This is a genomic window from Nocardioides jensenii JCM 1364 = NBRC 14755, from assembly GCF_001552535.1.
In the GTDB taxonomy this organism is placed as follows: Bacteria; Actinomycetota; Actinomycetes; order Propionibacteriales; family Nocardioidaceae; genus Nocardioides; species Nocardioides jensenii.
Genome location: NZ_BCRJ01000076.1, coordinates 1 through 24,755, shown reverse-complemented (window position 1 = coordinate 24,755; position 24,755 = coordinate 1). Strand labels below are relative to the sequence as shown.

At 68.5% G+C, this 24,755-nt stretch carries 24 protein-coding genes and 1 tRNA gene; 13 read left to right on the top strand and 12 right to left on the bottom strand.

The genetic code is table 11. From position 1 onward, the window contains the following. The first annotated feature begins 142 nt into the window (after positions 1–142). Positions 143–763: an RAD23 family protein gene (locus NJ4_RS17025; protein WP_157551187.1), complete on the top strand. Its 621-nt coding sequence runs from the start codon at positions 143–145 to the stop codon at positions 761–763. 18 nt (positions 764–781) lie between these two features. Here NJ4_RS17025 and NJ4_RS17020 read toward each other — a convergent pair whose 3' ends face one another. Then, on the bottom strand, positions 782–2,341 hold the full coding sequence (locus tag NJ4_RS17020) for a Wzz/FepE/Etk N-terminal domain-containing protein (RefSeq protein WP_067437809.1): 1,560 nt from the start codon (positions 2,339–2,341) through the stop codon (positions 782–784). Between the two features lie 90 nt (positions 2,342–2,431). Here NJ4_RS17020 and NJ4_RS17015 point away from each other — a divergent pair, with 90 nt between their 5' ends. Next, positions 2,432–3,820 carry an O-antigen ligase family protein gene (locus NJ4_RS17015; RefSeq protein WP_157551186.1) on the top strand — a complete coding sequence of 463 codons (1,389 nt, stop codon included), beginning with the start codon at positions 2,432–2,434 and terminating at the stop codon, positions 3,818–3,820. Here NJ4_RS17015 and NJ4_RS17010 read toward each other — a convergent pair. Genes NJ4_RS17010 through NJ4_RS16995 form a run of 4 tightly spaced genes read right to left on the bottom strand, consistent with a single transcriptional unit; the run spans position 3,753 to position 7,495 of the window. Then, positions 3,753–4,688, bottom strand: coding sequence for a glycosyltransferase (locus tag NJ4_RS17010; protein WP_067437806.1), 936 nt, complete (start codon positions 4,686–4,688; stop codon positions 3,753–3,755). The genes NJ4_RS17015 and NJ4_RS17010 overlap by 68 nt on opposite strands. Further along, entirely contained in the window at positions 4,685–5,638 is a 954-nt protein-coding gene (locus NJ4_RS17005; protein WP_067437804.1) for a sulfotransferase, read from the bottom strand. The genes NJ4_RS17010 and NJ4_RS17005 overlap by 4 nt, the downstream gene beginning before the upstream one ends. Further along, the gene (locus tag NJ4_RS17000; RefSeq protein ID WP_067437802.1) at positions 5,635–6,579 is read right to left on the bottom strand and encodes a sulfotransferase family protein; all 945 of its coding nucleotides are present in this window, start codon (positions 6,577–6,579) and stop codon (positions 5,635–5,637) included. The genes NJ4_RS17005 and NJ4_RS17000 overlap by 4 nt, the downstream gene beginning before the upstream one ends. A 1-nt stretch (position 6,580) precedes the next feature. After that, the gene (locus NJ4_RS16995) at positions 6,581–7,495 is read right to left on the bottom strand and encodes a glycosyltransferase family 2 protein (protein ID WP_169799286.1); all 915 of its coding nucleotides are present in this window, start codon (positions 7,493–7,495) and stop codon (positions 6,581–6,583) included. A 225-nt stretch (positions 7,496–7,720) separates the two neighbouring features. Here NJ4_RS16995 and NJ4_RS16990 point away from each other — a divergent pair, with 225 nt between their 5' ends. Continuing rightward, entirely contained in the window at positions 7,721–8,854 is a 1,134-nt protein-coding gene (locus NJ4_RS16990; RefSeq protein WP_217996902.1) for a Gfo/Idh/MocA family protein, read from the top strand. Between the two features lie 28 nt (positions 8,855–8,882). Further along, positions 8,883–9,755, top strand: a complete 873-nt coding sequence (locus NJ4_RS16985; protein WP_067437796.1) for a hypothetical protein — start codon at positions 8,883–8,885, stop codon at positions 9,753–9,755. Between the two features lie 34 nt (positions 9,756–9,789). On the opposite strand, the gene pth is transcribed toward NJ4_RS16985, so the two are convergent. Then, complete coding sequence (gene pth / locus NJ4_RS16980) at positions 9,790–10,386, bottom strand: aminoacyl-tRNA hydrolase (protein WP_067437794.1); 597 nt, start codon at positions 10,384–10,386, stop codon at positions 9,790–9,792. Positions 10,387–10,424: 38 nt separating this feature from the next. Continuing rightward, positions 10,425–11,084 carry a 50S ribosomal protein L25/general stress protein Ctc gene (locus tag NJ4_RS16975; protein WP_067437792.1) on the bottom strand — a complete coding sequence of 220 codons (660 nt, stop codon included), beginning with the start codon at positions 11,082–11,084 and terminating at the stop codon, positions 10,425–10,427. Positions 11,085–11,325: 241 nt separating this feature from the next. Between NJ4_RS16975 and pepN the strand changes: the two genes are divergently transcribed. After that, positions 11,326–13,779 (top strand): aminopeptidase N, encoded by a 2,454-nt coding sequence (gene pepN / locus NJ4_RS16970; RefSeq protein WP_067437790.1) that lies wholly within the window; start codon positions 11,326–11,328, stop codon positions 13,777–13,779. Positions 13,780–13,791: 12 nt separating this feature from the next. Here pepN and NJ4_RS16965 read toward each other — a convergent pair whose 3' ends face one another. Together NJ4_RS16965 and NJ4_RS16960 are read right to left on the bottom strand one after the other, a co-directional pair. After that, the gene (locus NJ4_RS16965) at positions 13,792–14,361 is read right to left on the bottom strand and encodes a dienelactone hydrolase family protein (RefSeq protein ID WP_067437788.1); all 570 of its coding nucleotides are present in this window, start codon (positions 14,359–14,361) and stop codon (positions 13,792–13,794) included. A 41-nt stretch (positions 14,362–14,402) separates the two neighbouring features. Further along, positions 14,403–14,843 carry a MarR family winged helix-turn-helix transcriptional regulator gene (locus tag NJ4_RS16960; RefSeq protein WP_067437786.1) on the bottom strand — a complete coding sequence of 147 codons (441 nt, stop codon included), beginning with the start codon at positions 14,841–14,843 and terminating at the stop codon, positions 14,403–14,405. Positions 14,844–14,931: 88 nt separating this feature from the next. Between NJ4_RS16960 and NJ4_RS16955 the strand changes: the two genes are divergently transcribed. Continuing rightward, positions 14,932–15,558, top strand: coding sequence for a maleylpyruvate isomerase family mycothiol-dependent enzyme (locus NJ4_RS16955; RefSeq protein WP_067437784.1), 627 nt, complete (start codon positions 14,932–14,934; stop codon positions 15,556–15,558). Positions 15,559–15,766: 208 nt separating this feature from the next. Here NJ4_RS16955 and NJ4_RS16950 read toward each other — a convergent pair whose 3' ends face one another. Next, a complete protein-coding gene (locus NJ4_RS16950; protein WP_067437782.1) occupies positions 15,767–16,738 on the bottom strand; it encodes a ribose-phosphate diphosphokinase in 972 nt (323 codons plus the stop codon). Positions 16,739–16,828: 90 nt separating this feature from the next. Then, entirely contained in the window at positions 16,829–18,241 is a 1,413-nt protein-coding gene (gene glmU, locus NJ4_RS16945) for a bifunctional UDP-N-acetylglucosamine diphosphorylase/glucosamine-1-phosphate N-acetyltransferase GlmU (RefSeq protein ID WP_245644603.1), read from the bottom strand. A 449-nt stretch (positions 18,242–18,690) separates the two neighbouring features. Here glmU and NJ4_RS16940 point away from each other — a divergent pair, with 449 nt between their 5' ends. Further along, on the top strand, positions 18,691–19,236 hold the full coding sequence (locus tag NJ4_RS16940) for a hypothetical protein (protein ID WP_157551185.1): 546 nt from the start codon (positions 18,691–18,693) through the stop codon (positions 19,234–19,236). 62 nt (positions 19,237–19,298) lie between these two features. Here NJ4_RS16940 and NJ4_RS16935 read toward each other — a convergent pair. Further along, positions 19,299–19,377, bottom strand: a tRNA-Gln gene (locus tag NJ4_RS16935). 207 nt (positions 19,378–19,584) lie between these two features. Between NJ4_RS16935 and NJ4_RS16930 the strand changes: the two genes are divergently transcribed. The 6 genes from NJ4_RS16930 to NJ4_RS16905 all read left to right on the top strand — a co-directional run bounded on the left by NJ4_RS16930 (position 19,585) and on the right by NJ4_RS16905 (position 24,730). Next, the gene (locus NJ4_RS16930; protein ID WP_067437778.1) at positions 19,585–20,403 is read left to right on the top strand and encodes an ankyrin repeat domain-containing protein; all 819 of its coding nucleotides are present in this window, start codon (positions 19,585–19,587) and stop codon (positions 20,401–20,403) included. Between the two features lie 16 nt (positions 20,404–20,419). Further along, entirely contained in the window at positions 20,420–21,538 is a 1,119-nt protein-coding gene (locus NJ4_RS16925) for an ATP-dependent DNA ligase (RefSeq protein ID WP_067437776.1), read from the top strand. 2 nt (positions 21,539–21,540) lie between these two features. Continuing rightward, entirely contained in the window at positions 21,541–22,083 is a 543-nt protein-coding gene (locus tag NJ4_RS16920; RefSeq protein WP_067437775.1) for a hypothetical protein, read from the top strand. Positions 22,084–22,192: 109 nt separating this feature from the next. Next, positions 22,193–22,453, top strand: a complete 261-nt coding sequence (locus NJ4_RS16915; protein ID WP_245644602.1) for a GlsB/YeaQ/YmgE family stress response membrane protein — start codon at positions 22,193–22,195, stop codon at positions 22,451–22,453. 479 nt (positions 22,454–22,932) lie between these two features. Next, entirely contained in the window at positions 22,933–23,544 is a 612-nt protein-coding gene (locus NJ4_RS16910; protein WP_157551183.1) for a hypothetical protein, read from the top strand. Positions 23,545–23,632: 88 nt separating this feature from the next. Beyond that, a complete protein-coding gene (locus NJ4_RS16905) occupies positions 23,633–24,730 on the top strand; it encodes an alkaline phosphatase family protein (RefSeq protein ID WP_067437771.1) in 1,098 nt (365 codons plus the stop codon). Positions 24,731–24,755: the final 25 nt, after the last annotated feature.

Genomic DNA, 24,755 nt, shown 5'->3' with positions numbered 1-24,755 from the left:
TGTGCGGAAGAACCCTGCGTGGGCTGAGGAATGACGACTCCTCGAAGGCCTGAGAAGTGAGCGATGTCGCTCTAGACTAGGACCACCACGTCGCGGCCGCCGGTGAATCACCGGACTCGGCCGTGCCCACTGAGGGAGTCCGATGCGCAGATCACCCAGTCCTGTCACGCGCGCGGCGATCGTGGCAGGCGTACTGCCGCTGTTGCTGCTCGCCAGTTGCTCCGGTGACGACGACCCCGCCGACAGGGCGACAGCGAAGTCCACCCCCTCGGGCTCGACCAGTCAGGCTGCGGGGGATCCTTCGGCGTCACCCACGCCGGCGGCACCTCCCACGGCAGTCACGGTTCCCCCGTCGGTGCGAGCCGCGGCACGCACAGGTGTCACCACCTGGATCGACGCCACCGGCGCTGCCCTCGGTGACCCGGACGCCACCACGAAGGGTGCTGGGCCCGCGGGCGTGGTCGGCGATGCCCGCAGGCAGACCATCAACCTGGCCGTCGAGTACGCCCACAACGACTGGCACGTCGAAGGCCGGGGACGCGTCGTGCGTCAACGCGTGATCGCACGTACGACGAAGCCGGCGACCCTCACCCTGGAGGTGTGCGTCGACAACTCCGGCGTGCGCATCCTCGACGGCTCCGGCGCCCAGGTCGGCCTGGACCAGGGCACACCGGAACGCACCCTCAACCTGGTCACCCTGACCCGCAAGGCCGGGGGGTGGGTGGTCAGCGACGTCACGTTCCCCGACGACCCGAACTGCTGACCCCGCCGAGCACCCAGGTCACGAACGACGAGCATCGGCCCTGTCGCGCTTGGTGCGCCCGCTCTTCGGGTGGCCGTCCCTCGAATGGTCGGTCTTCTTCTCGACCACAGGCAGGGCGGTGCGACGCCCACGCGGAACCAGGACGCTGCCGTGGACGACAGCGCCGACGGCGTGCAGCTCGGTGGACAGACGGGCGAGCTGGTCGATGCGGGTCTCGCCCTCCGACACGATGAGGATCACCGCATGCCCGAGTCGACCGGAGACCAGCCGCAGAGCCCGGCTGGAATCCGGCGGAAGCGCGATGATCGTGAGGCCGGGGCCGGATGACCCTGACCGCAGTCGCTGACCGACGAGGTCGGCCGGAACCCCCGATTGGCCGGTGGCAGAGGCAACGGTGACAGTCAGGCCGGGGATCGTGGGCGTCCTCAGCTGCTCCCACCCTTCGGACTTGTCGAACCGTTGCAACCCCAGTCCTTCGCGGAGCGCCTCGACATTCGCCGAGGAGTGCTCGGGGAGAAGCAGCTCCACCGGCAGACCGCTGGCCACGATGCTGCGGGCCAGGTTGACGTGCACGTCGAGCTGCTCATGACCACGGTTGACCTCGATCACCGACATCACCGGGTTGTCGACGCGCAGCGAGGCGAGCAGACGCTCTCGCAGGCTGCGGATCGCGTCGTCGTCCGCCTCGTCGGCAACCAAGGTGCCTCGGGTGGAGGTCAGTCGTGAGAGGACGGCGCCACCGCCGGCACCACTGATGTCGTAGGGGTCGCGCACCCGACGGTCGAGCACGTTGACGGTGAAGGCGGCCACGATGCCGAGCAACAGCCCGCCGAACAGCCCGCCGAGCACGAACGTGGAGCGATTCGGGCTGACGGTGACCGTGCCGTCAGCGGCACTGGTCAGGATCGTGCCGCCACCGGTGTCGATCGAGTTGAGACTGTTGATCTGACCGAGGAGGGAGTCGAGGTCGGCACTGAGGATCTGGCGGTCGGTCTCGGCCTGCGTGGCCGCCGGAGTTCCTGCGGTGGCCTTGCTCAGGCGGGCGTTCGCGTCACGGAGACCGGCAAGGACCTCGGTACGCCGCTTGCCCAGCGACGTGGAGATCGACGTGATCCGATCGGCAGCCTGGTCGGAGCGGAAGTCGAGGTAGGCCTGCGCGATTGCGTCGGCCGCTGCGGTGGCCTCCCGCTTGCTGTCAGCCGTGAACGCGATACGCACGACCGTTGCCTCCGGAAGCACGCTGACCTCCATGGCGCTTCGGACGTCCGCCGGTGTCATCGATCCGGAGAGCTCCTCCGCGGCAGCAGTGACGACGCGTGAGGACCGAGCCAGCTGGACCTCGGTCTCAGGGTCGACCAGGTCGGCGCTGGATCGGTCGGAGGTGAACGGTTCCGTGCTGATCACGTTGATCTGAACCTGCGTGGCCGCGGTGAGCTTCTGCGGAACCATCGCCAGGTAGAGCACGGCCAGCCCCAGACCCAGCACGAGGCACAGAGCAACCACCCGCCAGCGCCTGCGCAAGATGTTGCCGTAGCGCGCCAGGTCCATGGAGGTGCCGGCATCCACGTGCTCACTCATCGCGGTCCCTTCCGCTGGTCACCTCGTCCCGGGGAGTCCCGGCAGCCAAAAGCGCGGTGGTGACCGCGCTCCCACACTACAATCGGTGATGTGAATGCGCAGGCAGGTGACGGCATTCCGGGGGCGCCGTTGACCGGACCCGCGGCAATCGAGCACCTGCGCCCGTCCGGCCGCCTCCCGTCGTGGCCGTTGACGGTCGCGTTCGCCGGCTTCCCCCTCTGGTGGGTGATCGGCATCGTCGACTTCATCTGGCTGCCGATGGCCGCGGTGATGACGCTCTACCTGATCCGTGCCCGGACGGTGCTGACGCCGCGGGGTTTCGGGATCTGGTTGCTCTTCCTCCTCTGGTCGACACTCTCGGTGATCCGACTCGATCGGCCCGGTCAACTGATCGTCTTCGGCTACCGCGAGTCGGTCTACCTTGCCTGCACGGTCTTGTTCCTCTACGTCTACAACAGCCGCGAGGCCCTGACCCAACGGTTCGTGACCGGGGTGCTGACGGTGTGGTGGCTGATCACGGTCGCCGGCGGCTACCTCGCGCTGATGCTGCCGACCGCGGTCTTCCGGACGCCGATGAGCTACCTGCTCCCCCAGTCGATCGTGTCCAACGAGTGGGTCAACCACATGGTGATCCGCCGACTCAACCAGTACGACCCGGACTCGTTCTTCGCCAGCGACCCGCGCCCCAGCGCACCCTTCCTGTACACGAACAACTGGGGCAACGTGTACTCACTGCTGGTGCCGTTCGTGATCGTCTACCTGATCCAGGTGCGAGGCACCCGCCGGTTCTGGGCAGTCGCTGCCATGCTCCCGCTCTCACTGGTGCCGGCATTCCTGACTCTCAACCGCGGCATGCTGATCGGGTTGGGCATCGCCCTGGTCTACGGCGCCCTCCGCCTGGCGATCGCCGGCCGACCCAAGGGCCTGGTCGTGCTGGCAGTGGTCGCTGTGCTCGGCTTCACCGTCTATCAAGCCCTGCCGACCACCGAGCGACTCGAGAACCGAGCCGAGCAGGGCGGCAAGAGCACCGAGGACCGTGCCTCGTTGTACGAGCAGTCGATCGGCACCGTGCCCGACTCCCCGATCTTCGGGCACGGTGTCACCGTCGAGGCCGAGAACCCGAACCTCGATCCAGTGGGCACCCAGGGGCAGTTCTGGCTGGTGCTGGTGTCCCACGGACCCGGCGCGACGCTCTGCTTCATGGCCTGGTTCCTGACCGCCTTCGCCAGGTCACTGCGTCGTCGGGACATCACCGGTCTGGCCAGCAACACCGTGTTGCTGGTGGGATCCATCGAGTTCTTCTACTACGGCGCCGTGCCCTACGGGCTGCCGCTGATGATGGTCGCGGCCGCGCTGGCACTCAGGGTCGTCTCGCCACGGCAGGGCCCACCGTCCGCGGCCGATCGGGGACTCAGCTCAGGACTGGAGTTGTCCGCCGTGTCCGCAACCCCGCAGCTGCGTCCAGGTCGTCGCGACTGAGATCGTCCGGGTCCACGCTGATCGCCAGTGACCGGGCGGCGAGCATGCCGGCCACCTCGACCTGGTGGTCATCGACCATCTCCTGCTTGCTGCTTCGACGCGGCAGGATGACTGGCACCTTGCCCTCGTCCAGGCACACCAAGGCGGAGCCGACGCCGGCGTGCATGACCACGACGTCGGCTTCGCGGATCCGTCGGCGAAGCTCCTCGGCCGGCAGCCACTGCTGCAGGGTGTGACCCTCATGTCGGTAGTCGGTGACCCCGGTCTGCCAGCAGATCTCGGCATCGGGCAGCAGGTCCAGCACCCGGCGTACGGCGCGATCGAAGGGCCACAGCTCGGACCCGAGGGTGACCACGGCCCTGCGGATCTCCGGGGGCGGATCGAGCGCTGCGGTGTGGTCGACCTCGAAGGAATCGAAGACGCTCGGCACAGGAGTCCAGCGCGGATCACCCCACCCGTCTCCCTGGGCGAAGAGCTTGGCGCGAGTGAGGTGTTGCGCGAATCGGCCCGTGGACGAGGGAGCAGCGACGCGGGTCGCGCTGTCGATGAACCAGGTCTCGCAACGCGCCAGTCTGGCCGCGAGCAGGTGGGGCGTGGAGAACAGCGCCCCGGTGCTCACCACCAGGTCGGGTCGCACCCGGCGGTGGATGCGCACGGCCTCCGGCACCCCGGCCATCGCCTTGCGAACCTCACCCGACCCGACCCGCGGCACCCAGACCACGTCCCGCCCGGCCAGGAGTGACTCGGTCTGAGGCGTCGGGCTGGTCACCCAGACTGCGTTGCTCTCGGCGATGCCGAGTCGTTGCGCGTGGATGCGCAGCTCGTCGAGGTGTCCGCCAGCCGAGGCGACCAACAGCGTGCGGGTCATGCCGGCTCCTTCGTTCGCGCGTCGAGGTAGCCCCACTTGCGCAGCACCGGGTAGCTCATCGCGGTCACCAGGCGCCGGTCGCGTACGGGCAGCGACTCGCGCCACGACGTGTCCGCCGCCAACGTGGTCCGTCCGGTGCGGAAGCGCATGGGGTTGCCGGCCACCGAGTGCGTCGGATGCAGGTCGACGGTGTGCTCATCGAGCATCGGCAGCCTCGGTGCGCCCGGCAGGCCGAGCGCGCGCCAGGCGCTCGCGACCGAGTCCTGCGGCGCGTCGACGAGGTCTTCGTAGCGCATCCGCACGAGCGGTACGCCGCGATGGGCCAGCGCCTTGACGGTCAGGTTCCCCGAGAGCCAGAAGGCCGTGCTGGTCGCAGGACCGTAGCGCTGCATCGGCTCGGCGGTCGTGGACTCGGGGCGGGTGACGGTCTTGGACCAGCTGTAGGCCACGCCTCGACTGTCTCTGACGATGTGCAGCACCCGCAGGTCGATCACCGGGTCGTGGCTCAGCGCGAGAGCTGTCGGTATCTCCTTGCTCGAGTCGACGACGATCGTGGCTCCGGTGATCGTGCGGGCCGCGTCATAGATGCGCCGGTAGTGGTCGGCGTACTCCTGGGTGAGCGCGACGGTCCGAGGCGTCGGCCGCAGCCGGCCGGTCTGCGGGATCCGCCGTTGCCGATCGACCTCGTGGCGCAGCCACGCGAGACGATCCGGATCGACGCGCGACCACCCGCCGAAGGCGCGCTCCCCGACCTCGCTCCAGAACGGGCACGCGTGGAAGGGCTGACCGCATGCACAGCGCTCGTTGTGGCGCAGCCCGCGCTCCCACAGGTGGACCACCTCACCCAGCACCACGACGTCGTCGAGCTCGGCCAGCAGGCACTCCAACAGGGTCGAGCCGCTGCGACCCCACCCGCCGATGTAGAGGAGCGGTGCCTCCGCCGGGCTCATGCCTCCGCTCCAGCTGACCACTCCAAGGAACGCCCGAGGTGTTCCTCCAGATCCCGATTGTGAGACGCGTAGAACGCAGTGAGCTGGTCACGGGCTTCCTCGGGCATCGACTCCGGGTTGCTCCTGGCACCGAACGCCCGGGTGGTGGGCAGGGTGTGCGGCGGCAGGCCCAAGAAGGCACAGACCGAGTCGAAGACGCCTTGCACGTCGCGATACATGTCCTCGCTGCGCAGCACCAGCAAGTGCCCCGCGGGGAATCGCGCCTTCCAGTTCAGCAGCTGCGGCAGGTAGATGCCGCGCGAACGATAGGAGTACCAGTCGTGGGCCTCGCTGTAGTAGGTCGGATCCGCGGCCATCCGTTCAGCCTCACCCTGCAGCCGGTCCTCCTCCGCAGCCAGGGCATCCACGAAGCCCAGTGGCTCGACACCGTTCGCCCTGCGCTCCTGGAAGTGGGACCACGCCCGCTTCACGGGATCCCGGAGCAGGGCGATCGCCCTGATCTCCGGCGCCACCTCGTGCACGGCGTCGGCCACTCGCGGATCCCAGAGGTAGTAGGGAGAGGCCTCTCCGGACGCGGGTCGGTAGCCGAGCTCGCGCCCCTTCCGTTCCCGGAAGACCGTGGTGTGGAAGTGCGAGCGATACCAGTCCTCCCCTCGCTCGAGCTCCTTGAAGAAGTAGTCGCTGCTCTTGCGGCCGCGCGGCTGCGGGAACAGGCCGAGCACTCCGGGGTGCATGAGCAGGTAGTTGAACAGCGCGGTGGTGCCGCCTCTCTTGGTGCCGATCACCAGGAAGTCCGGAGTGGTGCGCCACCCGGCGGTCGCCATCGCGTAGCGACGCGTGGTCAGGTTGGCGACATCCTTCACCCAGCGCGGCGACCTCTCCTTGAGGTCTGCGACCGCCGAGGAACGGCCTTCGAAACTGACCTGAGGTGCAGGGCACACGTCAGATCCCCTTTCCCATGCGCTGGACGGTGCGAATCACCCAGGGAGCCGAGACCAACCGCAGGGAGATGCCCAGTGCCAGCCAGGCCTTGACCTGGAACGGGTCGTTGCGTAGCGAACGGCGTACCCAGTGCCGGGCGTGCGCACGCTCACCGTTGGCGGCCCGGGCGAAGGCGATCTGGCCCGCGATCCTTCCCGTGGCCCGGCGGTCGTCGGCGAACTCCGTGTGCCGCTCGAAGAGGTAGGTCAGTCCCTCCGCGTAGGCACCCCAGCGTCCGAAGTAGAAGGACTGGCCGCTCCAGGTCACCGACACGAGTGGCTCGTTGACCACGACGATCGGTGCGACCTTGGCGGTGCGCAGCAACAGGTCGTAGTCCTCGCCGTAGCTGCCGGGGAGGTCTTCGTCGACCAGGCCCACCGGACCGAGCAGGTCCTCACGACGGAAGACGAACGTGCTCGAATGGAGGCCGGCCATCCGATCTCGGATGAGGTCCTGATGACGGACCAGCTCGGCCGGCACGAGCCGTTCGAAGGTGCGTTCGCCGTCGTCGAGCACCATCGCACTGCCGACCAGGGCGGGGCGGGTCGCGTCGTCGAAGTGCGGCATCTGGGCGTCGAGCTTGCCGGGCAGCCAGTGGTCGTCGTCGTCGAGGAATGCCACGAAGTCGTGGGTGGCGAGCACGATGCCGGTGTTGCGGGCACCGGCCAGCCCGCGGGTGCGTTCGTTGACCACGGTGCGGACCGAACGACCCCGGGGAATCACCACCGGCGGGTCGAACGGGTCGCAGGCGTCGAAGACGATGATCACCTCGATCTCACCGTCGTACTTCTGGTCGAGCACGCTCTCCAGGGCGCGCTGCATGAGTACGGGCCTGTTGTGCGTCGGAATCACCACGGTGACTGCGGCGGTCTCCATCTTGTCCCCCTCGAGGCTCTGCGATTCGTTCACTGTGCCCGTGCGGGGGCCCGCGAACGGGGCGGCCTCCCAGCAATTACCGAGAGTTGGGTACATCTCCGTCATCACTCTCGCCGCCCCGTTCGCCGCCGGTACTGTCCTGAATTCGGGGCGTGGGATGGCTCGCGCCGGTTGACTCGGCGGACATCGCCGGAAGGGACGTGGCACGTGGTTCGCCTGGCAGTCGTGGGAATCGGCAAGATGGGGCTCTCACATCTCTCCATCCTCCGCCAGCACCCGGACGTCCAATCGGTGGCCATGTGCGACTCGAGTGGTTTCGTGCTCGACGTCCTCGGCAAGTACACCGGCCTGACCTCCTACCGCGACTACGACCGGATGCTGCGCGAGGAACCGCTTGACGGCGTCGTCATCGCCACGCCGACCAAGGCCCACTTCCCCATGGTGCGCAGCGCGATCGAGCACGGCGTGAACGTCTTCTGCGAGAAGCCACTGACTCTCTCGGCCAACCAGTCGATGGAACTCGCCGAGCTCGCCCGACGTTCCGGGCTCCGCACCCAGGTGGGCTATCACAACCGCTTCGTGGCGGCCTTCGCCGAAGCGAAGCGGCTGCTGGAACTCGGTGCCATCGGCGAGGTCAAGCACGCACTGGCCGAGGCCTACGGTCCGGTGGTGCTCCGTGCGAAGGCCAGCACCTGGCGCGGACGTCGTGCGGAGGGCGGGGGCGCCCTCTACGACTACGCGGCCCACCCGCTGGACCTGCTCACCTGGTATCTCGGAGAGCCCTCAGCGGTCAGCGGCACCGTGCTCGGCAACATCTTCTCGGTGGAGACCGAGGACGAGGTCTACGCGACACTGCACTATCCGAAGGCGAGCGCCCAGCTCTCGGTCAACTGGTCCGACGAGTCCTACCGCAAGATGTCGACCAAGATCACGTTGACCGGCACCCTGGGTCGGATCACCGTGGACCGCCAGGAGTGTCAGGTCTACCTGCGCGAGCAGGCAATCTGTCCCAGCGGCTACCAGCACGGATGGAACGTGCGCTACACCACCGACCTCACCGACCAGGTCTGGTTCTACGTCCGCGGCGAGGAGTACAGCGCCGAGCTGGACTACTTCGTACGCTCGGTCGCCGGCAACCTGCGCGCGGGTGAACCGGCCGAGCGCAACTCGTTCACCAGCGCCGCCGTGACCGATCGGGTCATCGAGCGGTTGGTCGGCGACGCCGCGCTGCCGACGACCCCCGTCTCCGGACCCGTCGCCCTGCCCGGCCCACGCCGCCAACAGGAGCCTGCCTCGCGGGTGAGGCAGCTGCGCAGTCGGATGCAGGACCGGTGGCAGCGCCGCCGCCAGACCGCCTGATCACCGCACCGAGAGGACACCCCCGATCATGGACCGACTGCTGTTCGGCGACAACCAGTTCTTCGGCGTCAACCACATGTCCGAAGAACGCGCCCGCGCCCAAGCCATGCGCTTCCAGAACCTGGACGCGGTGATGAACGTGCTCGACACCGCCTACGACGAAGGCATCCGCACCTTCATGTGCACCACCCATGACCGGATCGCGGAGGTGGCGCAGCGGGTTCGCAAGGACTCCGACCGCTATGCAGACTTCGTCTTCTACCCGTGCATGCCCTACGCCCACAAGTACGCCAACGCCGTCACCGACTACGGCATGCTCGGCGTGCTGAAGAAGTTCCTCCCCGACGAGAGTCTGCTCTCAGCCACCCTGCGCGGCGGCAAGGCCTTCGCCAGGAAGGACATCGAGAGTGTCATCACGATGCTCGTCGACGCAGAGATGAGCATGTTCGAAGGACTTCGCACGCCCGTCGTGTTCCTGCAGAACGTCGTGGTCGACCTCCTGCTCGGCCTCGGCTTCGACGAGGCATTCGCAGTCTTCGCCCGCCACGTCGAGCAGCGTTACGGTGCGGAGCCCGGCTTCATCACGATGAATCTGCCTCGACTGCTCGACACCCTCGACCGGGTCGGTGTGGCAAACCCCATCGTGTGCAGCAGCATCAACAAGCTCGGCTTCCGCATGTGCGGCGGCGTCGAGGCCTATCGCACCGTTCTCGAGGAGCGTGAGTTCCGGGCGATCGCGATGTCGGTCTATGCCTCGGGAGCGATCCCGCCCCGTGAGGCATTCGAGTGGATCTCCGGCTTCCCGCGGATCCAGTCGGTGGTCTTCGGCGCCTCCAGCGGGGCGAACATCCGTGGCACCCGGGACGTCGCCTCAGCCACGTTCACCAGCCCAGCAGCCTGAGCAACGACGCACGGCCCGAGGCCGTCGCACGACCTCAGCTGTTGAAGCGGGACTGGGTCTTGGCCAAGCCCTCGGTGGTCAGTGACTCGACCGCGTCTGCGGCCTCCATGACCTGGAACGGAAGCTCCTTCTTCTCGGTGCTGGAGTAGTTCGACAGCACGAAGTCGGCGACCTCCTGGCGACCGGGCGGGCGGCCGATGCCGGCGCGCACCCGGTAGAAGTCACCGGTGCCCAAGGAGGACCGCATGGACCGGAGTCCGTTGTGGCCGTTGTCGCCGCCGCCCAACTTGATGCGCAACGTGCCGAAGGCGATGTCGAGCTCGTCGTGGATCGCGATGATCCGCTCCGGGGGCAGCTTGTAGAACGCGGCGACCGCCGAGACGGGGCCGCCGGACTGGTTCATGTAGCCACGGCCACGCATCAGGACGACCCGCGGGCCAGGGGCGCCGGGGGCGGTGAGACGTCCCTCGATCACGTCGGCGCGACCGGTCTTGTGGGCGCGCCACGGCGAGCCCATGCGGTCGGCCAACTCGTCGGTGACGAGGTAGCCGATGTTGTGCCGGTGGCCGGAGTACGAAGGACCGGGATTCCCCAGCCCGACCACGAGCCACACGTCCTGTGGTTCGGTCATGGCTGAAGTATCCCGGTCCTTGCGAGAAAGGCGGAAGATCACTCGCCGGAGGAGCCCTCGGCAGACTCTTCGCCGACCTCGGGAACCTCGGCCTCGTCCTTCGCGATACCGGCCTCGGCCTCGGCCTCAACGAGCTCGGCCTCGACCTCTTCGGTCGTCGGCGCCTCGATGATGTTGACGATCAGGAGCTCGTCGTCGGAGAGCAGGGTGCTGCCCTCGGGGAGCGTGATCTGGTTGGCCAGGATCTGGGTGCCCGCCTCGAGGCCCTCGATGGAGACCTCGAAGTACTCGGGGATGTGCGTGGCCTCGGCCTCGACGTACAGCGTGGTGTTCTCGGTCATCACCAGCGTCTCCTTGGCGGCCTCGCCGACCAGGTGGACGGGCACGTCGACGGTGACCTTCTCGCCCTTGCGGACGGCGACGAAGTCGATGTGCTCGATCAGGCGGCGGACCGAGTCAACCTGGACGGACTTGGTCAGCGCAAGCTGGCTCGTGCCGTCGATGTCGAGCTCGAGCAGGGCGTTGGCGCCACCGTGGCGCAGTGCCATCGTGGTCGCGTGCGTCGGCAGGGTGACGTGGATCGGGTCGTTGCCGTGGCCGTAGATGACCGCGGGGATCTGGTTGGCGCGACGAGCACGGCGGGCGGCGCCCTTGCCGAACTCGGTGCGGGTCTCGGCCTTGAGCTTCTCGGCAGACATGTCTTCTCCTGTGCGTGCTTCTCGGAATCGTGCTTCTCAGATGAGAGGGCTGGGGCTGCCGGAGAACGAAGAACGCCGCGTCTCCGGAACGGAGAGCGCGGCGCAATGGATCAGAACCGGCCCTGTCGATCACGGAGTCTCTGCTGATGCAGCGCTCCCTCGCCGAGGCAACCTGACGATCTTAACCGCCGGGCGGCCAACCCACCAATCCACGGCCGAGGCGCCCCAGTACGGTCGAGGGGTGACCTCTCTCAGCCTTGTCGAGTCGCGTCAGCGCGCGGCACTCCTCCGCCCCACGTCGTACGACGTCCGCCTGGACCTGACCGACGCCGAGACCTTCGGCTCGCACTCCACGATCCGGTTCACCGCCCGTGAACCGGGAGCCGAGACCTTCGTCGAGATCGCCGACGCCCTGTCGGTGCGAGCCACCCTGAACGGTGCCGAGCTGCCGTCCACCGCATGGTCGTCCGGCCGGATCACGCTCACGGACCTGGCCGAGCACAACGAGCTCGTCGTCGAAGCCCGACTCCCCTACGTCACCGACGGCGACGGCATGCACACGTTCACCGACCCCGCCGACGGCGAGCGCTACGTCTCGGCGTACTGCGGCATGGACATCGCCAAGAAGGTCTTCGCCTGCTTCGACCAACCCGACCTCAAGGCTCCGATCACCCTCGAGGTCCGCGGCGAGGAGCACTGGACGGTGCTGGCCAACGGTGTGGTCACCTTCGCCGACGCCGGCACCTGGACGTTCGCGACCACGCCGCCGATCTCGACGTACCTCTTCGTGGTCTGCGCCGGCCCGTGGCACTCGGTCGCCTTCGAGCACCGCGGCCTGCCCTTCGGGTGGCATGCCCGCCAGTCGCTCGCGGCCGACCTCGAGCGCCAGGCGGGTGAGCTCCGGGCGATCACCACCGACTGCTTCGACCACTACACGCGGGTCTTCGAGGAGCCCTACCCCTTCGACTCCTATGACCAGGTGATGGCGCCGGGTCAGAACTGGGGCGCGCTGGAGACCCCGGGCTGCGTGACCTTCCGTGACGAGCTGCTCTTCCGTGGGGAGCCGAGTGCTGCGCAGAGACAGCAGCGGGCGATGACGATCGCTCACGAGATGGCGCACATGTGGTTCGGCGACCTGGTCACGATGAAGTGGTGGGAGGACAGCTGGCTCAACGAGTCCTTCGCCGACTACATGGGCTACCAGGTCGCCGCGGAGGCAGCCGGGTTCACCGACAGCTGGATCGCCTGCGCCCAGACCCGCAAGCCCATGGGGTTCCGCGCCGACGAGCGTCGCTCGACGCACCCGGTCGCCGAGGAGACCGAGGCGATGGTCGACGTCGACACCGCCTTCGGCAACTTCGACATGATCACCTACGCCAAGGGCAATGCGGTGCTGCGTCAGCTGGTCGCCTGGCTCGGCACCGAGACCTTCCATGCCGGGGTGAACGCCCATCTCGGGGCGCACCGGTTCGGCAACGCCGAGCTCGACGACTTCCTGGCTGCGCTCGACTCCGTCAGTGACCGCGACGTCCGCGGCTGGGCACGGGCCTGGCTGGGCACGACCGGGTTCGACACGATCCGGGTCGAGCGGGTCGACGGCGTTCCTGTCCTGCACCGCGAGGGCGTCCGGCCGCACCGGTTCACCGTCAACGGGTACGACGAGAACGGGGCGCTGGTCGCGGACCAGCTGGTCGATCTCGCGGACGGGCCGCTCGCGTTGCCGGCCCTGAGGGACCTGCCGGTGGTGGTCAACGCGGGTGACGAGACCTTCGCCCGGGTGCACCTCGACGAGCAGTCGAACGCCTTCGTCGACACCAGGTTGGGCCAGCTCGACGACCCCCTGGTGCGCGCGGTGCTCTGGCGGGGGCTGGTCGACCAGACCCGCACGGGGATCAGGTCCGTCGACGAGCTGCTGAGACTGGTCGCCCGTCACCTGCCGACCGAGCGCCACCCCCTTGTCTTCGAGGGCGCTCTCAACGCCGTGCACGTCTTCGTGGGTCAACGGCTGGTGGACCCGACCCGGCTCCCCCACGCGCACGACGTCCTCGCCACGACCTGTTCGCTGGCCCGCCATCACCACCGCGTCGCGGCCACCAGGGTCCTCGTCGAGACGACCTCCGACCGGGAGCTGCTCGAGCACTGGCTCACGGACGGCCAGACCGACCTCGGTGACCCGCTCGACCAGGATCAGCGCTGGGCCGTCGTACGCCGTCTCGTGGCGCTGGGCGCTGACCCCGGCATCATCGACGCCGAGTCGGGCCGGGACAACAGTGCCGCCGGCCGGCTCGCCACCCTGCGGTGCCGGGCCACGGTGCCGAGCCCGGAGGCCAAGGCGGCCGCCTGGTCACTGGCCTTCGACGGCGAGCCGTCCAACCGGGAGTTCACCGCGATCGTCTCCGGATTCTGGACCGTCGGACAGCACGACCTGCTGGCCTCCTACCTGCCACGGTTCCTCACCGAGGCACCGGCGATCGCGCAGCGACACGGCCAGGCATTCTCCAAGGTGGTGGGCCAGTCATTCCCGCACCTTCCCTGGCCGCTGGAGGTGCTCGAGTCGGCGCGCAGCGACCTTGCCGCGAGGCTCGCCGACAGTGGGCTGGCCGCCGGTGGCCTGCCCACCGTCCTGGAGCGGGAGTGGAACGACCTTCTCGACGAACTCGACGTCACGCTGCGGGTGCGGCGGCGCCCGGCCTAACCTGAGGCCCGTTCAGGCCCGGTCGACCTGCGCCAGGAGCTCCAGCGCCCTCGCGGTGAGCAGGGCCGAGGCCTCCTGGTCGTACGCCGGCAGGGTGGCGTCACTGAACAGGTGCTGATCACCCGGGTAGAAGAAGAGTTCGGCGCCCGCCTTCTCCAGCTCGCGGGCCGCGGCGAGGTCGCCCTCCTCGAAGAACGGATCGGCCTCCATCGTGTGGACCTGGGCCGGGAGACCCGGCCACGTGCCGAACTCGGAGGGCGAGATCGCGGCGTGGAACAACAGCAGCCCCCTGGCCCCGTCCCTGGTCTGGGCCAGCTGCTGGGCGGGCATCGCACCCAGCGAGAAGCCGGCGTACACGAGCTCGTTCGGCAGGTCGTCGGCCGCACGGACGCCTCGCTCCCGGATGACCCCGAACCCGGTCTCCGAGGCGTAGGCCAGCCCGTCGTCGAGGCTGGTGAACACCCGGCCCTCGAAGAGGTCGGGCGTGTGAACACGATGGCCGGCCAGCTTCAGGGTCTCGGCAAAGCCGAGCACTCCGTCGGTCAGTCCGTGGGCGTGGTGGAAGAGAAGAATCTCGGTCATGGGTCCACCCTCCCGCAGGTTCCGGCCGAAAAGCGTCCGGATCAGGCCCAGGGGTCGGTGATCTCCCGCAGCGACGTCAGGGCCGCACAGAGCTGACGCATCGTGGTGGCCCCGAGGTGGTGCTCCCACTCGACCTCTATCTGCCGCTCCATCTCGCGGGCGGCCCGTTGTGCCTGGCGTCCTCGCTCGGCCAGGCAGACCAGCCGGGCGCGGGCGTCACTCGGGTCCGGTTCGCGGGTCACGTAGCCGGCCCTCTCGAGCTGGTCGACCAGGGAACCGGCACTCTGCTTGGTGACCTGAGCCTGCTCGGCCAGATCGGTCAGCCGAGTTCCCTCCGGGCCGATCCGGGCGGCCACCCGCCCCTGGGCCAGCGTCAGGTCGCCGAACCCCTCGACGGCGAGGTGCTCCAGGATCTTCGTCTCGGCGCGTCGGAAGGACAGGAACATCAGCAGTGCCGGGTTCATCGGCTCCTCGTCGACCATCGGCTCCCTTGTCGCTCGACTCTTGACAGGAATGGTCAGACAGACTGACCATATTAGTCAGAAAATCTTACTACTTTCGGTGGGCGACATGGACCTCGAGACGTTGTGGAACCACATTCACGACGAGCGAGAGTCCCTCGCGGTCACCTTGGGAGAACTCTCCTCCGAGCAATGGCAGGTCGAGTCCTTGTGCCCCGGTTGGACCGTCAAGGACGTCGCCGCCCACGTCATCTCCAACCCTCAGATCGGTTGGAGCGCCATGCCCGGCATGGCGCTGCGCAACCTCGGACGCGGCTACAACTCGATGATCTTCCGCGAGGTCAGGCGACTCGGTCGCACGCGGTCCTGCGAGCAGATCCTGACCGACTACGCGACGTACGCCGACTCACGCCGGCACGTGCCCGTCACCACGAACGTCGAACCGTTGATCGACGCACTGGTGCACCACCAGGACGTCGTGCGCCCCCTCGGGCGCGCTCATGAGATGGATCCGGGTGCCGCATCGGTGGCCGCCGATCGCGTCCGACGGCTCGCGTTCCTGATGGGCAGCCGCGACGTCGTACGCCGCGTGCGCATGGAGGCCACCGATGTCGACTGGGTCCGCGGCACCGGCCCCACCCTGCGCGGACCGATGCAGGAGCTGCTCATGGTCTGCGCCGGGCGCGCCCGTGTCGCCGCCGACCTCGCCGGTGACGGCCTGGCCCTGCTGGCGTGAGCGGGGCGGTCCGCTCGGTCCCCGCCCTCAACCGGTCGCCGTGGGCAGTGCGCGCGGACCATCGGACAGGTAACTCGCGCTCGATCGGCTCACGTGCACGCTCAATGGCAGCCGCGAGCAGGTGAGTTACCTGTCGTACGGTCCGCCCCACGCCGGTCTCGACGCGGCCCACCCAGTCGCCGCCAGCATGCGCGCCGGGCGGCCCTGGTTATGCGTGCCCGTCGAACATGGAGGTGACGGAGCCGTCCTCGAAGACCGCGCGGATGGCGCTGCCCAGGAGCGGAGCGATCGAGAGCTCGGTCAGCTTGTCGAACTTCTGGTCGTCGGCCAGCGGCAGCGTGTTGGTCACCACGACCTCGGTCGCCGAGCAGTTCTTCAGACGGTCGACGGCCGGGCCCGAGAGGATCGGGTGGGTGGCCGCGATGATCACACCGGCCGCGCCCTCCTCCATCAGCGCCTCGGCGGCCTTCACGATCGTGCCGCCGGTGTCGATGATGTCGTCGGTCAGCACGCAGTAGCGCCCCTTGACTTCACCGACGACCCGGTTCGCCACGGTCTCGTTGGGCCGGTCGGTGCGGCGGGTCTTGTGGATGAACGCCAACGGCACGCCACCGAGACGGGCCGACCAACGCTCGGCGACCTTGATCCGGCCGGCGTCCGGCGAGACCACGGCGAGCGGCTGGTCGCCGTACTTCTCCTTGACGTAGTCGGCCAGGATCGGCAGCGCCATCAGGTGGTCGACCGGGCCGTCGAAGAAGCCCTGGAGCTGGTCGGCATGCAGGTCGACGGTGATGAGGCGGTCGGCGCCGGCGGTCTTGAACAGGTCGGCGATCAGGCGCGCGGAGATCGGCTCGCGGCCACGGTGCTTCTTGTCCTGGCGGCTGTAGCCGTAGAACGGCATCACGACGGTGATCCGTTTGGCCGAGGCGCGCTTGAGCGCGTCGACCATGATCAGGTGCTCCATGATCCACTCGTTGATCGGAGCCGTGTGGCTCTGGATCACGAAGGCGTCGCACCCGCGGACGGACTCCTCGTAGCGGACGTAGATCTCGGAGTTCGCGAACTCGTACGCCTGGGTCGGCACCAGGTCGGTGCCGAGGTGCTCGGCGACCTCCTGAGCGAGATCCGGGTGGGCCCTCCCGCTGAAGACCATCAGGTTCTTCTCGGTGGTCCGCTTCATTCCGCTCACTCCGGGAGCTCCTCAAGTTCGAGTGGTCGTGCGCCGGTGGTCATGATTCTGCCCCCAGATTTCACCGGCCGCCAATCGCGCTCAGTCCTCGGAAGCCGGCGGCTCGTCGCGCACCGCGGCGCGACGCTCCTTCCACCGCTCAAGATTGCGCTGCGGACCCGCCGAGACGGCCAGGGCACCGTCGGGAACATCACGTCGCACGGTGGTGCCGCCACCGGTCGAGGCGTCATCGCCGATCTCGATCGGGGCCACGAACGTGTTGTTGGCCCCGGTCTTGGTGCGGTCCCCGATCTTCGTGCGGTGCTTGTTGGTGCCGTCGTAGTTGGCGAAGATCGTGCCGGCCCCGATGTTGGTGCCTTCACCGATCTCCGCGTCCCCGACGTAGGTCAGGTGCGGCACCTTGGATCCGTCGCCGATCTGGGCATTCTTGGTCTCGACGAACGCACCGATCTTGCCGCGCGCGCCGAGGTTGGTGCCGGGCCGCAGGTAGGAGAAGGGACCGACGTTGGCCTCGTCACCGATCACCGCGAGCTCACCGTGCGTGCGGACGACTCTGGCGCCCTGGCCGATCTCGCAGTCCTTGAGCGTCGTGTCCGGACCGACCACGGCGTCCTCCCCGATGACGGTGGCGCCGAGCAGCTGGGTGCCGGGCAGGATCGTCACGTCGCGGTTGAGCACGACGTCCGCGTCGATCCAGGTCGTCTCGGGGTCCATCACGGTCACGCCGTCCTTCATCCACTGCGTGACGATGCGCCTGTTGAGCTCGCGGCCGAGCGCGGCCAGCTGGGCCCGGTCGTTGGCACCCTCGGTCTGACTGACGTCGTCGATCGCATAGGCGCCGACCGTCAGGCCCGCGTCACGGGCGATGCCGACGGTGTCGGTCAGGTAGAACTCGCCGTTGGCGTTGTTGTTGCCGATCTTGGTCAGCGCCTCGATCAGGAACTCCGCGTCGAAGGCCAGGATGCCGGAGTTGATCTCGCCGATGTCGCGCTGCAGCGGGGTGGCGTCCTTCTCCTCGACGATCGCCTCGACGTCGCCCTCCTTGTTGCGGACGATGCGGCCGTAGCCGAACGGGTTCGGCACGATGCCCGACAGGATGCTGACCGCACGCTCGGCCGCCTCGTGCTCCTCGGCGAACGCGCGCAGACTGTCGCCACGCAGCAGCGGGGTGTCACCGGTGACCACCACGACGGTGCCCTCGAGACGCTCGCTGACGGCCTCGATCGCCACGCGCACGGCGTGGCCGGTGCCGTCCTGGGTCTCCTGCACGGCCAGGATCGCCTCGGGGACAAGCTGCTGGATGTGTGGCCCGACCTGCTCGCGCTGGGTGCCGACCACCGCGATCACGCGCTCCGGCTCCATGGCCCGGACCGCGTTGAGCACGTGGCCGATCATGCTGCGCCCGCCGACCTCGTGAAGCACCTTCATCGTCTTGGACTTCATCCGGGTGCCGCCTCCAGCGGCAAGGACGACGACGGTCAGGTTCTTCGGCACAGCAACTCCTCCGTTGGATGGCACCGGCGGACGGCCAGCGCCAGTCCCCGAGTTTGCCACGCGAGGATGCCTCCCGGGAGCCGACCACGTCCATTCGCCGAGTGACTGCCGGCGGCGGGGCCGCATTGTGAGGCCGATCCCTGGGTGGAGAGCGCGTCGACGCTGGGTTCCGGCATGATGACACGGAAAGAGCCCGGTCACCCGGGAAGAACGCAAGGAGCATGGTGCCCCGAACCGTCCCCACATCAGACCCCGAAGCCGACCTTGCCTCACTGACGCGCACCAGCCTCGTCGTCGCCGTGGCGACGTCCCTGCTGTGCCTTGCGTGCGTGTATGCGGCGGTCACCAGGACGAGCGATGCGGCCTCGGACTCCGTCACGCAGGTGAGCGTCACGGTTCAGGAGGTCGGTACCCACCGGGAGCGGCGCGGCGGACGCAGGTCCCGCCACATGGCCGAGGTCCGACACGTCGAGGTGGTTGCCGCGGACGGCAGGACGGGCCGGATCGACAACGCGGACCTGGAGGTCGGCGACAAGGCGGACCTCTGGCGCACCAGTGACGGAACGCTGTCTGAGGACGACCCCTCGGGCATCGGCTTCGGCGACCTGGTGTTCCCGTTCCTGTTCATGATCGGCGCCCTGCTGTTCGGCGCCATCGCCGTGGGGTCGTTCCGGCGGACCCTCCTCAAGAACGTCGACATCGAGGAAGCACCCCGCCTCCTCCTCCAGCTCGACCGGGAGAAGCTCACGTCCGATCCCACCCGGGTGAAGGACGGATACTGGAACCTGCCCCTGACGGTCGTCGAGTCGGACACCGCCAAGTTCCCCGTCGGCAAGGAGGGTGACCTGGCCGTCCACCGCGGCACCTCCCCCGTCGATCTCTCCGCGGGGATCCCCGACCGCTGGGAGGGCCGACTGCTCCACAAGGGCATGGTGATGAAGGTCTTCGCCGTCCGGCTGCCCCACCAGGACGCCTGGTGGGTCACTGACCTCTGAGCGTGGCGTTCGCCACCGACGGTTCAGTGTGCCTGGGCGGCGTCGACCTGCCGTGCCACTTGCTCCCCGGGTAGGAGTCGAACCTACGTCGCTAGTCCTGATTCAAAGTCAGGCGGGCCCTGCCGGCAGACCAACCGGGGATTGAGTGCCCACAGGCTACTGGCCCGCCTCGCGGGACGAACAATCTGCCCGGCAGACCAACCGGGGATTGAGTGCCCACAGGCTACTGGCCCGCCTCGCGGGACGAACAATCTGCCCGGCTACTGGCCCGCCTCGCGGGACGAACAATCTGCCCGGCAGACCAACCGCGGAACGAGTGCCCTTGACTACACTCGCCTGCCATTCCCATTGCATGCCCGGGCGCAGTGTTGGCCGTCGATTGCTGTCCTGGTCGAGCTGGGCGCCGACGTCAATGCACGCGACGAGATCGGTCGTACGCCGATGCATGCGGCTGTCACGAGGCCCCACCACCTCGAGTTGTTGATCGCCAGCGGAGCCGAGGTCGACCCGGTCTACAACCATGGCATCACACCCCTGCGGGCCGGGCTGATCTCCTGCAGCAACGCGGGCATCCCCCGGGTCGCGCAGTCGGCAGCAGTGCTGCTCGCCGCCGGAGCCGCCGTCCCGGACGACGCCACGGAACTCGTGACTCGGATCGGAACCAACTTGGAGTTCGCCCGGTCGAAGTTCAACCCGGACTTCATCGAGGAGACCGACGCCGGGTTGGCGCAGCTCTACGAACTCTTCGACGTCGCACCGGTGCCGGGTCGCGTGACGCATGAGGGCACGTCGCGGATCCAGGTCACCACCACCGATGTCGACAGCCGGTACGACGAGCTGTGGACGCTCCTGGTCCCGGTGTCGGGGCCTGCCGCCAACGTGCAGGGCGAGGCGCTGCGCCTTGTGGGCCAGATCTCCCGCGAGATCGCCGGCAACGGCTCCATCAACTGGAACAACGACTTCCGGGCGATGACCGACGCGATCGGCGTCCACCTTGCGTCCGGCAGGCCGGTCGCCAACCTGGACGAGCTCGCGCCAACGCTCAAGCGGATCAGGACCGGCGGCGCGGACGCCGCTGACCTGCGCAGCATGAAGGACGCGGCCGTGACTTGGATTCTCGCCAACCCGGACCCCACGCTGTTGCCCACCCCGTCGTACCGACACTGAGGCCTATGGTGTTCCGGTGGACCTTCCCGTGATGCCGCCCGTGCGCCCCATGCTGGCCAAGCCGGTCAAGGGCATCCCCGACCCAGCCAAGCACGGCGGGCTCTCCTTCGAGCCCAAGTGGGACGGCTTCCGCTGTCTGGTCTTCAAGGACGGCGACGAGGTCGAGCTCGCCTCCCGCAACACCAAGCCGCTGACCCGCTACTTCCCCGAGGTGGTGGCCGCGGCGCGTGAGCAGCTGCCCGACCGCTGCGTGCTCGACGGCGAGCTCTTCGTCGCCGTCGAGCAACCCGGTCGGACGCCGCGGCTGGAGTTCGAGGTCCTCCAGGAGCGGATCCACCCGGCGGCCTCGCGGATCGAGATGCTGGCGGAGAAGACACCGGCCGGCTTCGTCGCCTTCGACCTGCTCGCGCTCGGTGACACGTCGTACGTCGACCGGCCGTTCTCGGAACGACGTACCGCCCTCGAGGAGTCGCTCGGCGGGCTGACCGGGCCGTGCTACCTGACCCGCACCACGAGTGATCCGGCCGAGGCCGAGGCCTGGTTCGAGCAGTTCGAGGGGGCCGGGCTGGACGGCGTGATCGCCAAGCCGCTCGGTGCGACGTACGAGCAGAACGCCCGCACGATGCTGAAGATCAAGCACTCCCGCACCGCCGACGTGGTGCTGGCCGGCTATCGCGAGCACAAGACGTCGACCCCCGAGGCGCCGCTGCTCGGCTCCCTGCTCCTCGGGTTGTACGCCGACGGCGAGCTGCAACACATCGGGGTCTCGGCGTCGTTCACCGCGGCCCGTCGCGCGGAGCTGATCGCCGAGCTGCAGCCGCTGGTCTGCGACATCGCCGACCACCCCTGGGGCCGCTGGAACGAGTTCCTCACCGCCAACCCGGACCGGGTGCCGGGCACCCAGTCGAGGTGGAGCGCGGGCAAGGACCTGTCCTTCACTCCCCTGCGCCCGGAGCGGGTGCTCGAGGTGGGCTACGACCACATGGAGGGACGCCGTTTCCGGCACACCGCCCAGTTCAAGAGGTGGCGTCCGGACCGCGACCCGGAGTCGTGCGGATATGACCAACTCGAGGAGCCGGTCTCCTATGACCTGGGTAGAATTCTAGGTATCAGCGCTGACGATCCGGAGGCTTGATCATGGCTACTCATTACGACGTCGTTCTCCTGTGTGAACAGGCGCTCTCCGACGAAGACGCAGCGCAGGTCACCTCGCTGCACAACGAGATGGAGGAGTCGGCCGCCTACCACGTCCTGATCCCCGTCGAGGACGCCGCGGCCCGGGTCGAGGCAGCCATGGGCTCGCTCGCCGCGGGCGAGGTGATGGCGGCGCCGGCGATGGCGATCGGGGAGGTCGACCTGGCCGAGGTCCGCAAGGAATGCCTCGACCACTCCGAGCGCGAGCTCGCCACCACATTGGCGGCGCTGAAGAAGGCCGGGGCCGCGGCCGACGGCAAGGTCGTCCACGAGCACCCCATCGACGCGCTGGCCGCTGCCGTGGCCGAGCACGACGGCCGCGAGGCGATCATCCTGACCCGTCCGCACGTCGTGGCCGAGTTCTTCCACGTCGACTGGACCTCACGCGCCCGGCGCAAGATCGGCGTACCCGTGCTGCACCTGCTCGAGCACGAGACGTTCGACGAGCAGGCCGAGGGGTACGGCGAGGGCATCACCGGCGTCTGAGCGCGGGGCCTCCGGGTGCGTCGTCACGTCCCACCATTTCGGCGTGGATGGGGTTACATTCGAGAAAACGTCACGCACCGTTGCGCGGCATGACCCGGTAGGAGTGAGCATGCAGATCCTCGGCCTCATCGTCATCGGCATCGTCATCGGCGTCGTCGCACGCCTTCTCAAGCCCGGGCGGCAGAACATCAGCCTGGTGATGACCTTCGTGCTCGGCATCGCGGGCGCACTGATCGGCGGCATCATCGCCTCACTGATCGGCAGCGGCGACATCTGGGAGCTCAACGTGATCGGCACCATCGTCGGCATCATCGCCGCCATCCTCCTGATCGGCGTCGCCGAGGGGACGATGGGCAAGAAGAAGGTCTGAACCCGATGCCCCGGCACACCTGATTGCTCGGACCCTTTCTGGACCCCGGCCGACCCGTTCGGCCGGGGTCCTGCCTGTCGTGGACAGTTCCTGGGTTCCTCGCGGGAAAGTGCACCCAACCCGAGCCGCCCCGTTAATGTTCACCCTGCATCGATTTCAGGCTGCACACCGTTCGACCTGCCCGGCGCTGCCGTGCGGCGTACAGGAGGGGACGAGACATGGCGGGCAACGGGTCGGTCCAGTGGTGCGTCGGCTGCGGGAACCGGTTGGAAGGTGCCCGTTTCTGCACCGCCTGCGGTCACGCCGTCCCCCACCGTGACCCTTCGGTCGCGACGACCATGGCGGCAGCATCTTCCGCAGCACCTGCCGCAGCACCGTTCGCACCGCCTGCCGCAGCGCAGGTCCTCGCCCCGGCATCCACGACTCCCGGAGGCCGGCCACCGCGTCGTCCGAGGGCCGGCACCGCTGCCATCGTGATCGTGATCGCGTTCCTCCTCAGCGCGGTCGGCATCGGCGCCTACCTCATCAGCTCACAGGACCCTGGGAAGAAGGATGCGGCGACGGGGACCGACGACGATTCGGGCCAGACCACCTCGACCTCTCCCTCCAGCTCCGCCGACTCCAGCGAGGCCGAGGCGAGCACCGGGCCCGACCCGAGCACCGGGGTCGACGAGGTGCTCGAGCCGATGACGCTCGATGACCCGGTCGGCGACATGCAGCACCTCAACGACGGGGTCGAGGTGTCGCGCGAGGGCGACGTCAAGGGCGTGCGGGTGATCCCACCGGAGCACGACGGGGCCGGTTGGATCATCGTCCAGTTCGCCGGCGCCCCGGCACCGCGCGGTGCGGTCATCGTCAGCTTCGACACGGACGCCGACTCCCGGCCCGACTACATCGCCTGGCAGGACGGGGCGACCGGCCAGGCTGGTTCGTTCGCCACCACCGACTGGATCCACGGGCGCGACATCGACGACCTGGGCACCGCCAAGGACGCTCGCTTCGACGTCACTGCCGGGCCTGCCCCGAGGACGGCATCGCGTTCCCGGTGCGGTTCCTGGCGGGTGAGCTGGACTCCGGTCGACTCCGGGTGAACGTGCAGGTCGTCTCCTCCGAGGACTACTACGACTATGCGCCTTCCCGCCGCAGGTGGTCCCGCACGGTCCGCTTCCAGGTCGCACGTTGAACGAGACCCGACGCCTCCGAGCGGTCCTCGCGGTCGTCGTCCTGGCCCTGGTGGTCGCGGTGGCGGCGTTCGCCTGGGGACGCACCGACGACTCCGCTGACCGGGGCGCGGACTCCGACGCTCCGTCCGGCGCCCGTCCCACGGACGAACCGAGCCCGTCGCAGGCCAACCCGGGTCAGTCGGAGCCGGTCAGCCACGTCATCGCCGTCTCCGTCGACGCCCTGTCCGTGCCGGCGATCCGGAAGCTCGGGCCCACCGGAACCCCGGTGCTGCACCGGCTGATCGATGAGGGCTCCAGCACCCTCAACGCACGGTCCGCCTTCGAGCAGAACGTCACGTTGCCCAACCACGCCGGGATGATCACCGGACGTCGGATCAGCGCGGGCCACGGCGGCCACGGCGTCACCTGGAACGTGGACCGCCCCCACGACACCGTGCAGGCCTCGTCCGGCGATCCCGAGATCGAGTCGATCTTCTCGGTGGCCCACGATCACGGACTGAGCACGGCCCTCTACGCCAGCAAGGACAAGTTCGACATCTTCACCGACTCGTGGCCCGACTCCATCGACACGGTGCACGTCCTCGAGGACGACGGCGAGCTGGTCACAGACCTGATCGATCAGCTGGACGACGAGCTCCCGGCACTCACCTTCCTGCACCTCGACGCCCCCGACGCCACCGGCCACGAGTTCGGTGGCATGTCGCCGGAGTACCTCGCCGCGGTGACCGACACCGACGAGCAGCTGGGTCGCCTCGTCGACGCCCTCGAGGAGCGTCCGGAGGTCGACGGGTCGACCACGATCGTGCTCACCGCCGATCACGGCTTCATCGCCGGCGCCACGACACACAGCGCTCACGTGAGAGCGAACTACACGATCCCGTTCGTGGTCTGGGGTTCCCACGTGAGCTCGGGTGACCTCTATGCGATCAACCGCCGGTACGCCGACCCCGGCACCTCGCGGCCGTCGTACGCCGGGAGGCAGCCGGTGCGCAACCTCGACCTGGCCGACGTGGCGATGGAGGCGCTGGGCCTCCCCGATGTCGTGGACCGTCGCGGTCGACCGGATCTCAGGTGGCGCACGCCGGTCAGCTGATCGATGGAGAAGTTCCGGCACCTGG

Coding starts and splice junctions, on each gene's coding strand:
- NJ4_RS16995 (WP_169799286.1), bottom strand. CDS start 7,495: ATGGAGACCGCCGCAGTCACCGTGGTGATTCCGACGCACAACAGGCCC.
- NJ4_RS17020 (WP_067437809.1), bottom strand. CDS start 2,341: ATGAGTGAGCACGTGGATGCCGGCACCTCCATGGACCTGGCGCGCTAC.
- NJ4_RS16960 (WP_067437786.1), bottom strand. CDS start 14,843: ATGGTCGACGAGGAGCCGATGAACCCGGCACTGCTGATGTTCCTGTCC.
- NJ4_RS16920 (WP_067437775.1), top strand. CDS start 21,541: ATGGCTACTCATTACGACGTCGTTCTCCTGTGTGAACAGGCGCTCTCC.
- NJ4_RS17005 (WP_067437804.1), bottom strand. CDS start 5,638: ATGAGCCCGGCGGAGGCACCGCTCCTCTACATCGGCGGGTGGGGTCGC.
- NJ4_RS16940 (WP_157551185.1), top strand. CDS start 18,691: ATGGCCGAGGTCCGACACGTCGAGGTGGTTGCCGCGGACGGCAGGACG.
- NJ4_RS16965 (WP_067437788.1), bottom strand. CDS start 14,361: ATGACCGAGATTCTTCTCTTCCACCACGCCCACGGACTGACCGACGGA.
- NJ4_RS16975 (WP_067437792.1), bottom strand. CDS start 11,084: ATGTCTGCCGAGAAGCTCAAGGCCGAGACCCGCACCGAGTTCGGCAAG.
- NJ4_RS16955 (WP_067437784.1), top strand. CDS start 14,932: ATGGACCTCGAGACGTTGTGGAACCACATTCACGACGAGCGAGAGTCC.
- NJ4_RS16985 (WP_067437796.1), top strand. CDS start 8,883: ATGGACCGACTGCTGTTCGGCGACAACCAGTTCTTCGGCGTCAACCAC.
- NJ4_RS16950 (WP_067437782.1), bottom strand. CDS start 16,738: ATGAAGCGGACCACCGAGAAGAACCTGATGGTCTTCAGCGGGAGGGCC.
- NJ4_RS16915 (WP_245644602.1), top strand. CDS start 22,193: ATGCAGATCCTCGGCCTCATCGTCATCGGCATCGTCATCGGCGTCGTC.
- NJ4_RS17025 (WP_157551187.1), top strand. CDS start 143: ATGCGCAGATCACCCAGTCCTGTCACGCGCGCGGCGATCGTGGCAGGC.
- pth (WP_067437794.1), bottom strand. CDS start 10,386: ATGACCGAACCACAGGACGTGTGGCTCGTGGTCGGGCTGGGGAATCCC.
- NJ4_RS17010 (WP_067437806.1), bottom strand. CDS start 4,688: ATGACCCGCACGCTGTTGGTCGCCTCGGCTGGCGGACACCTCGACGAG.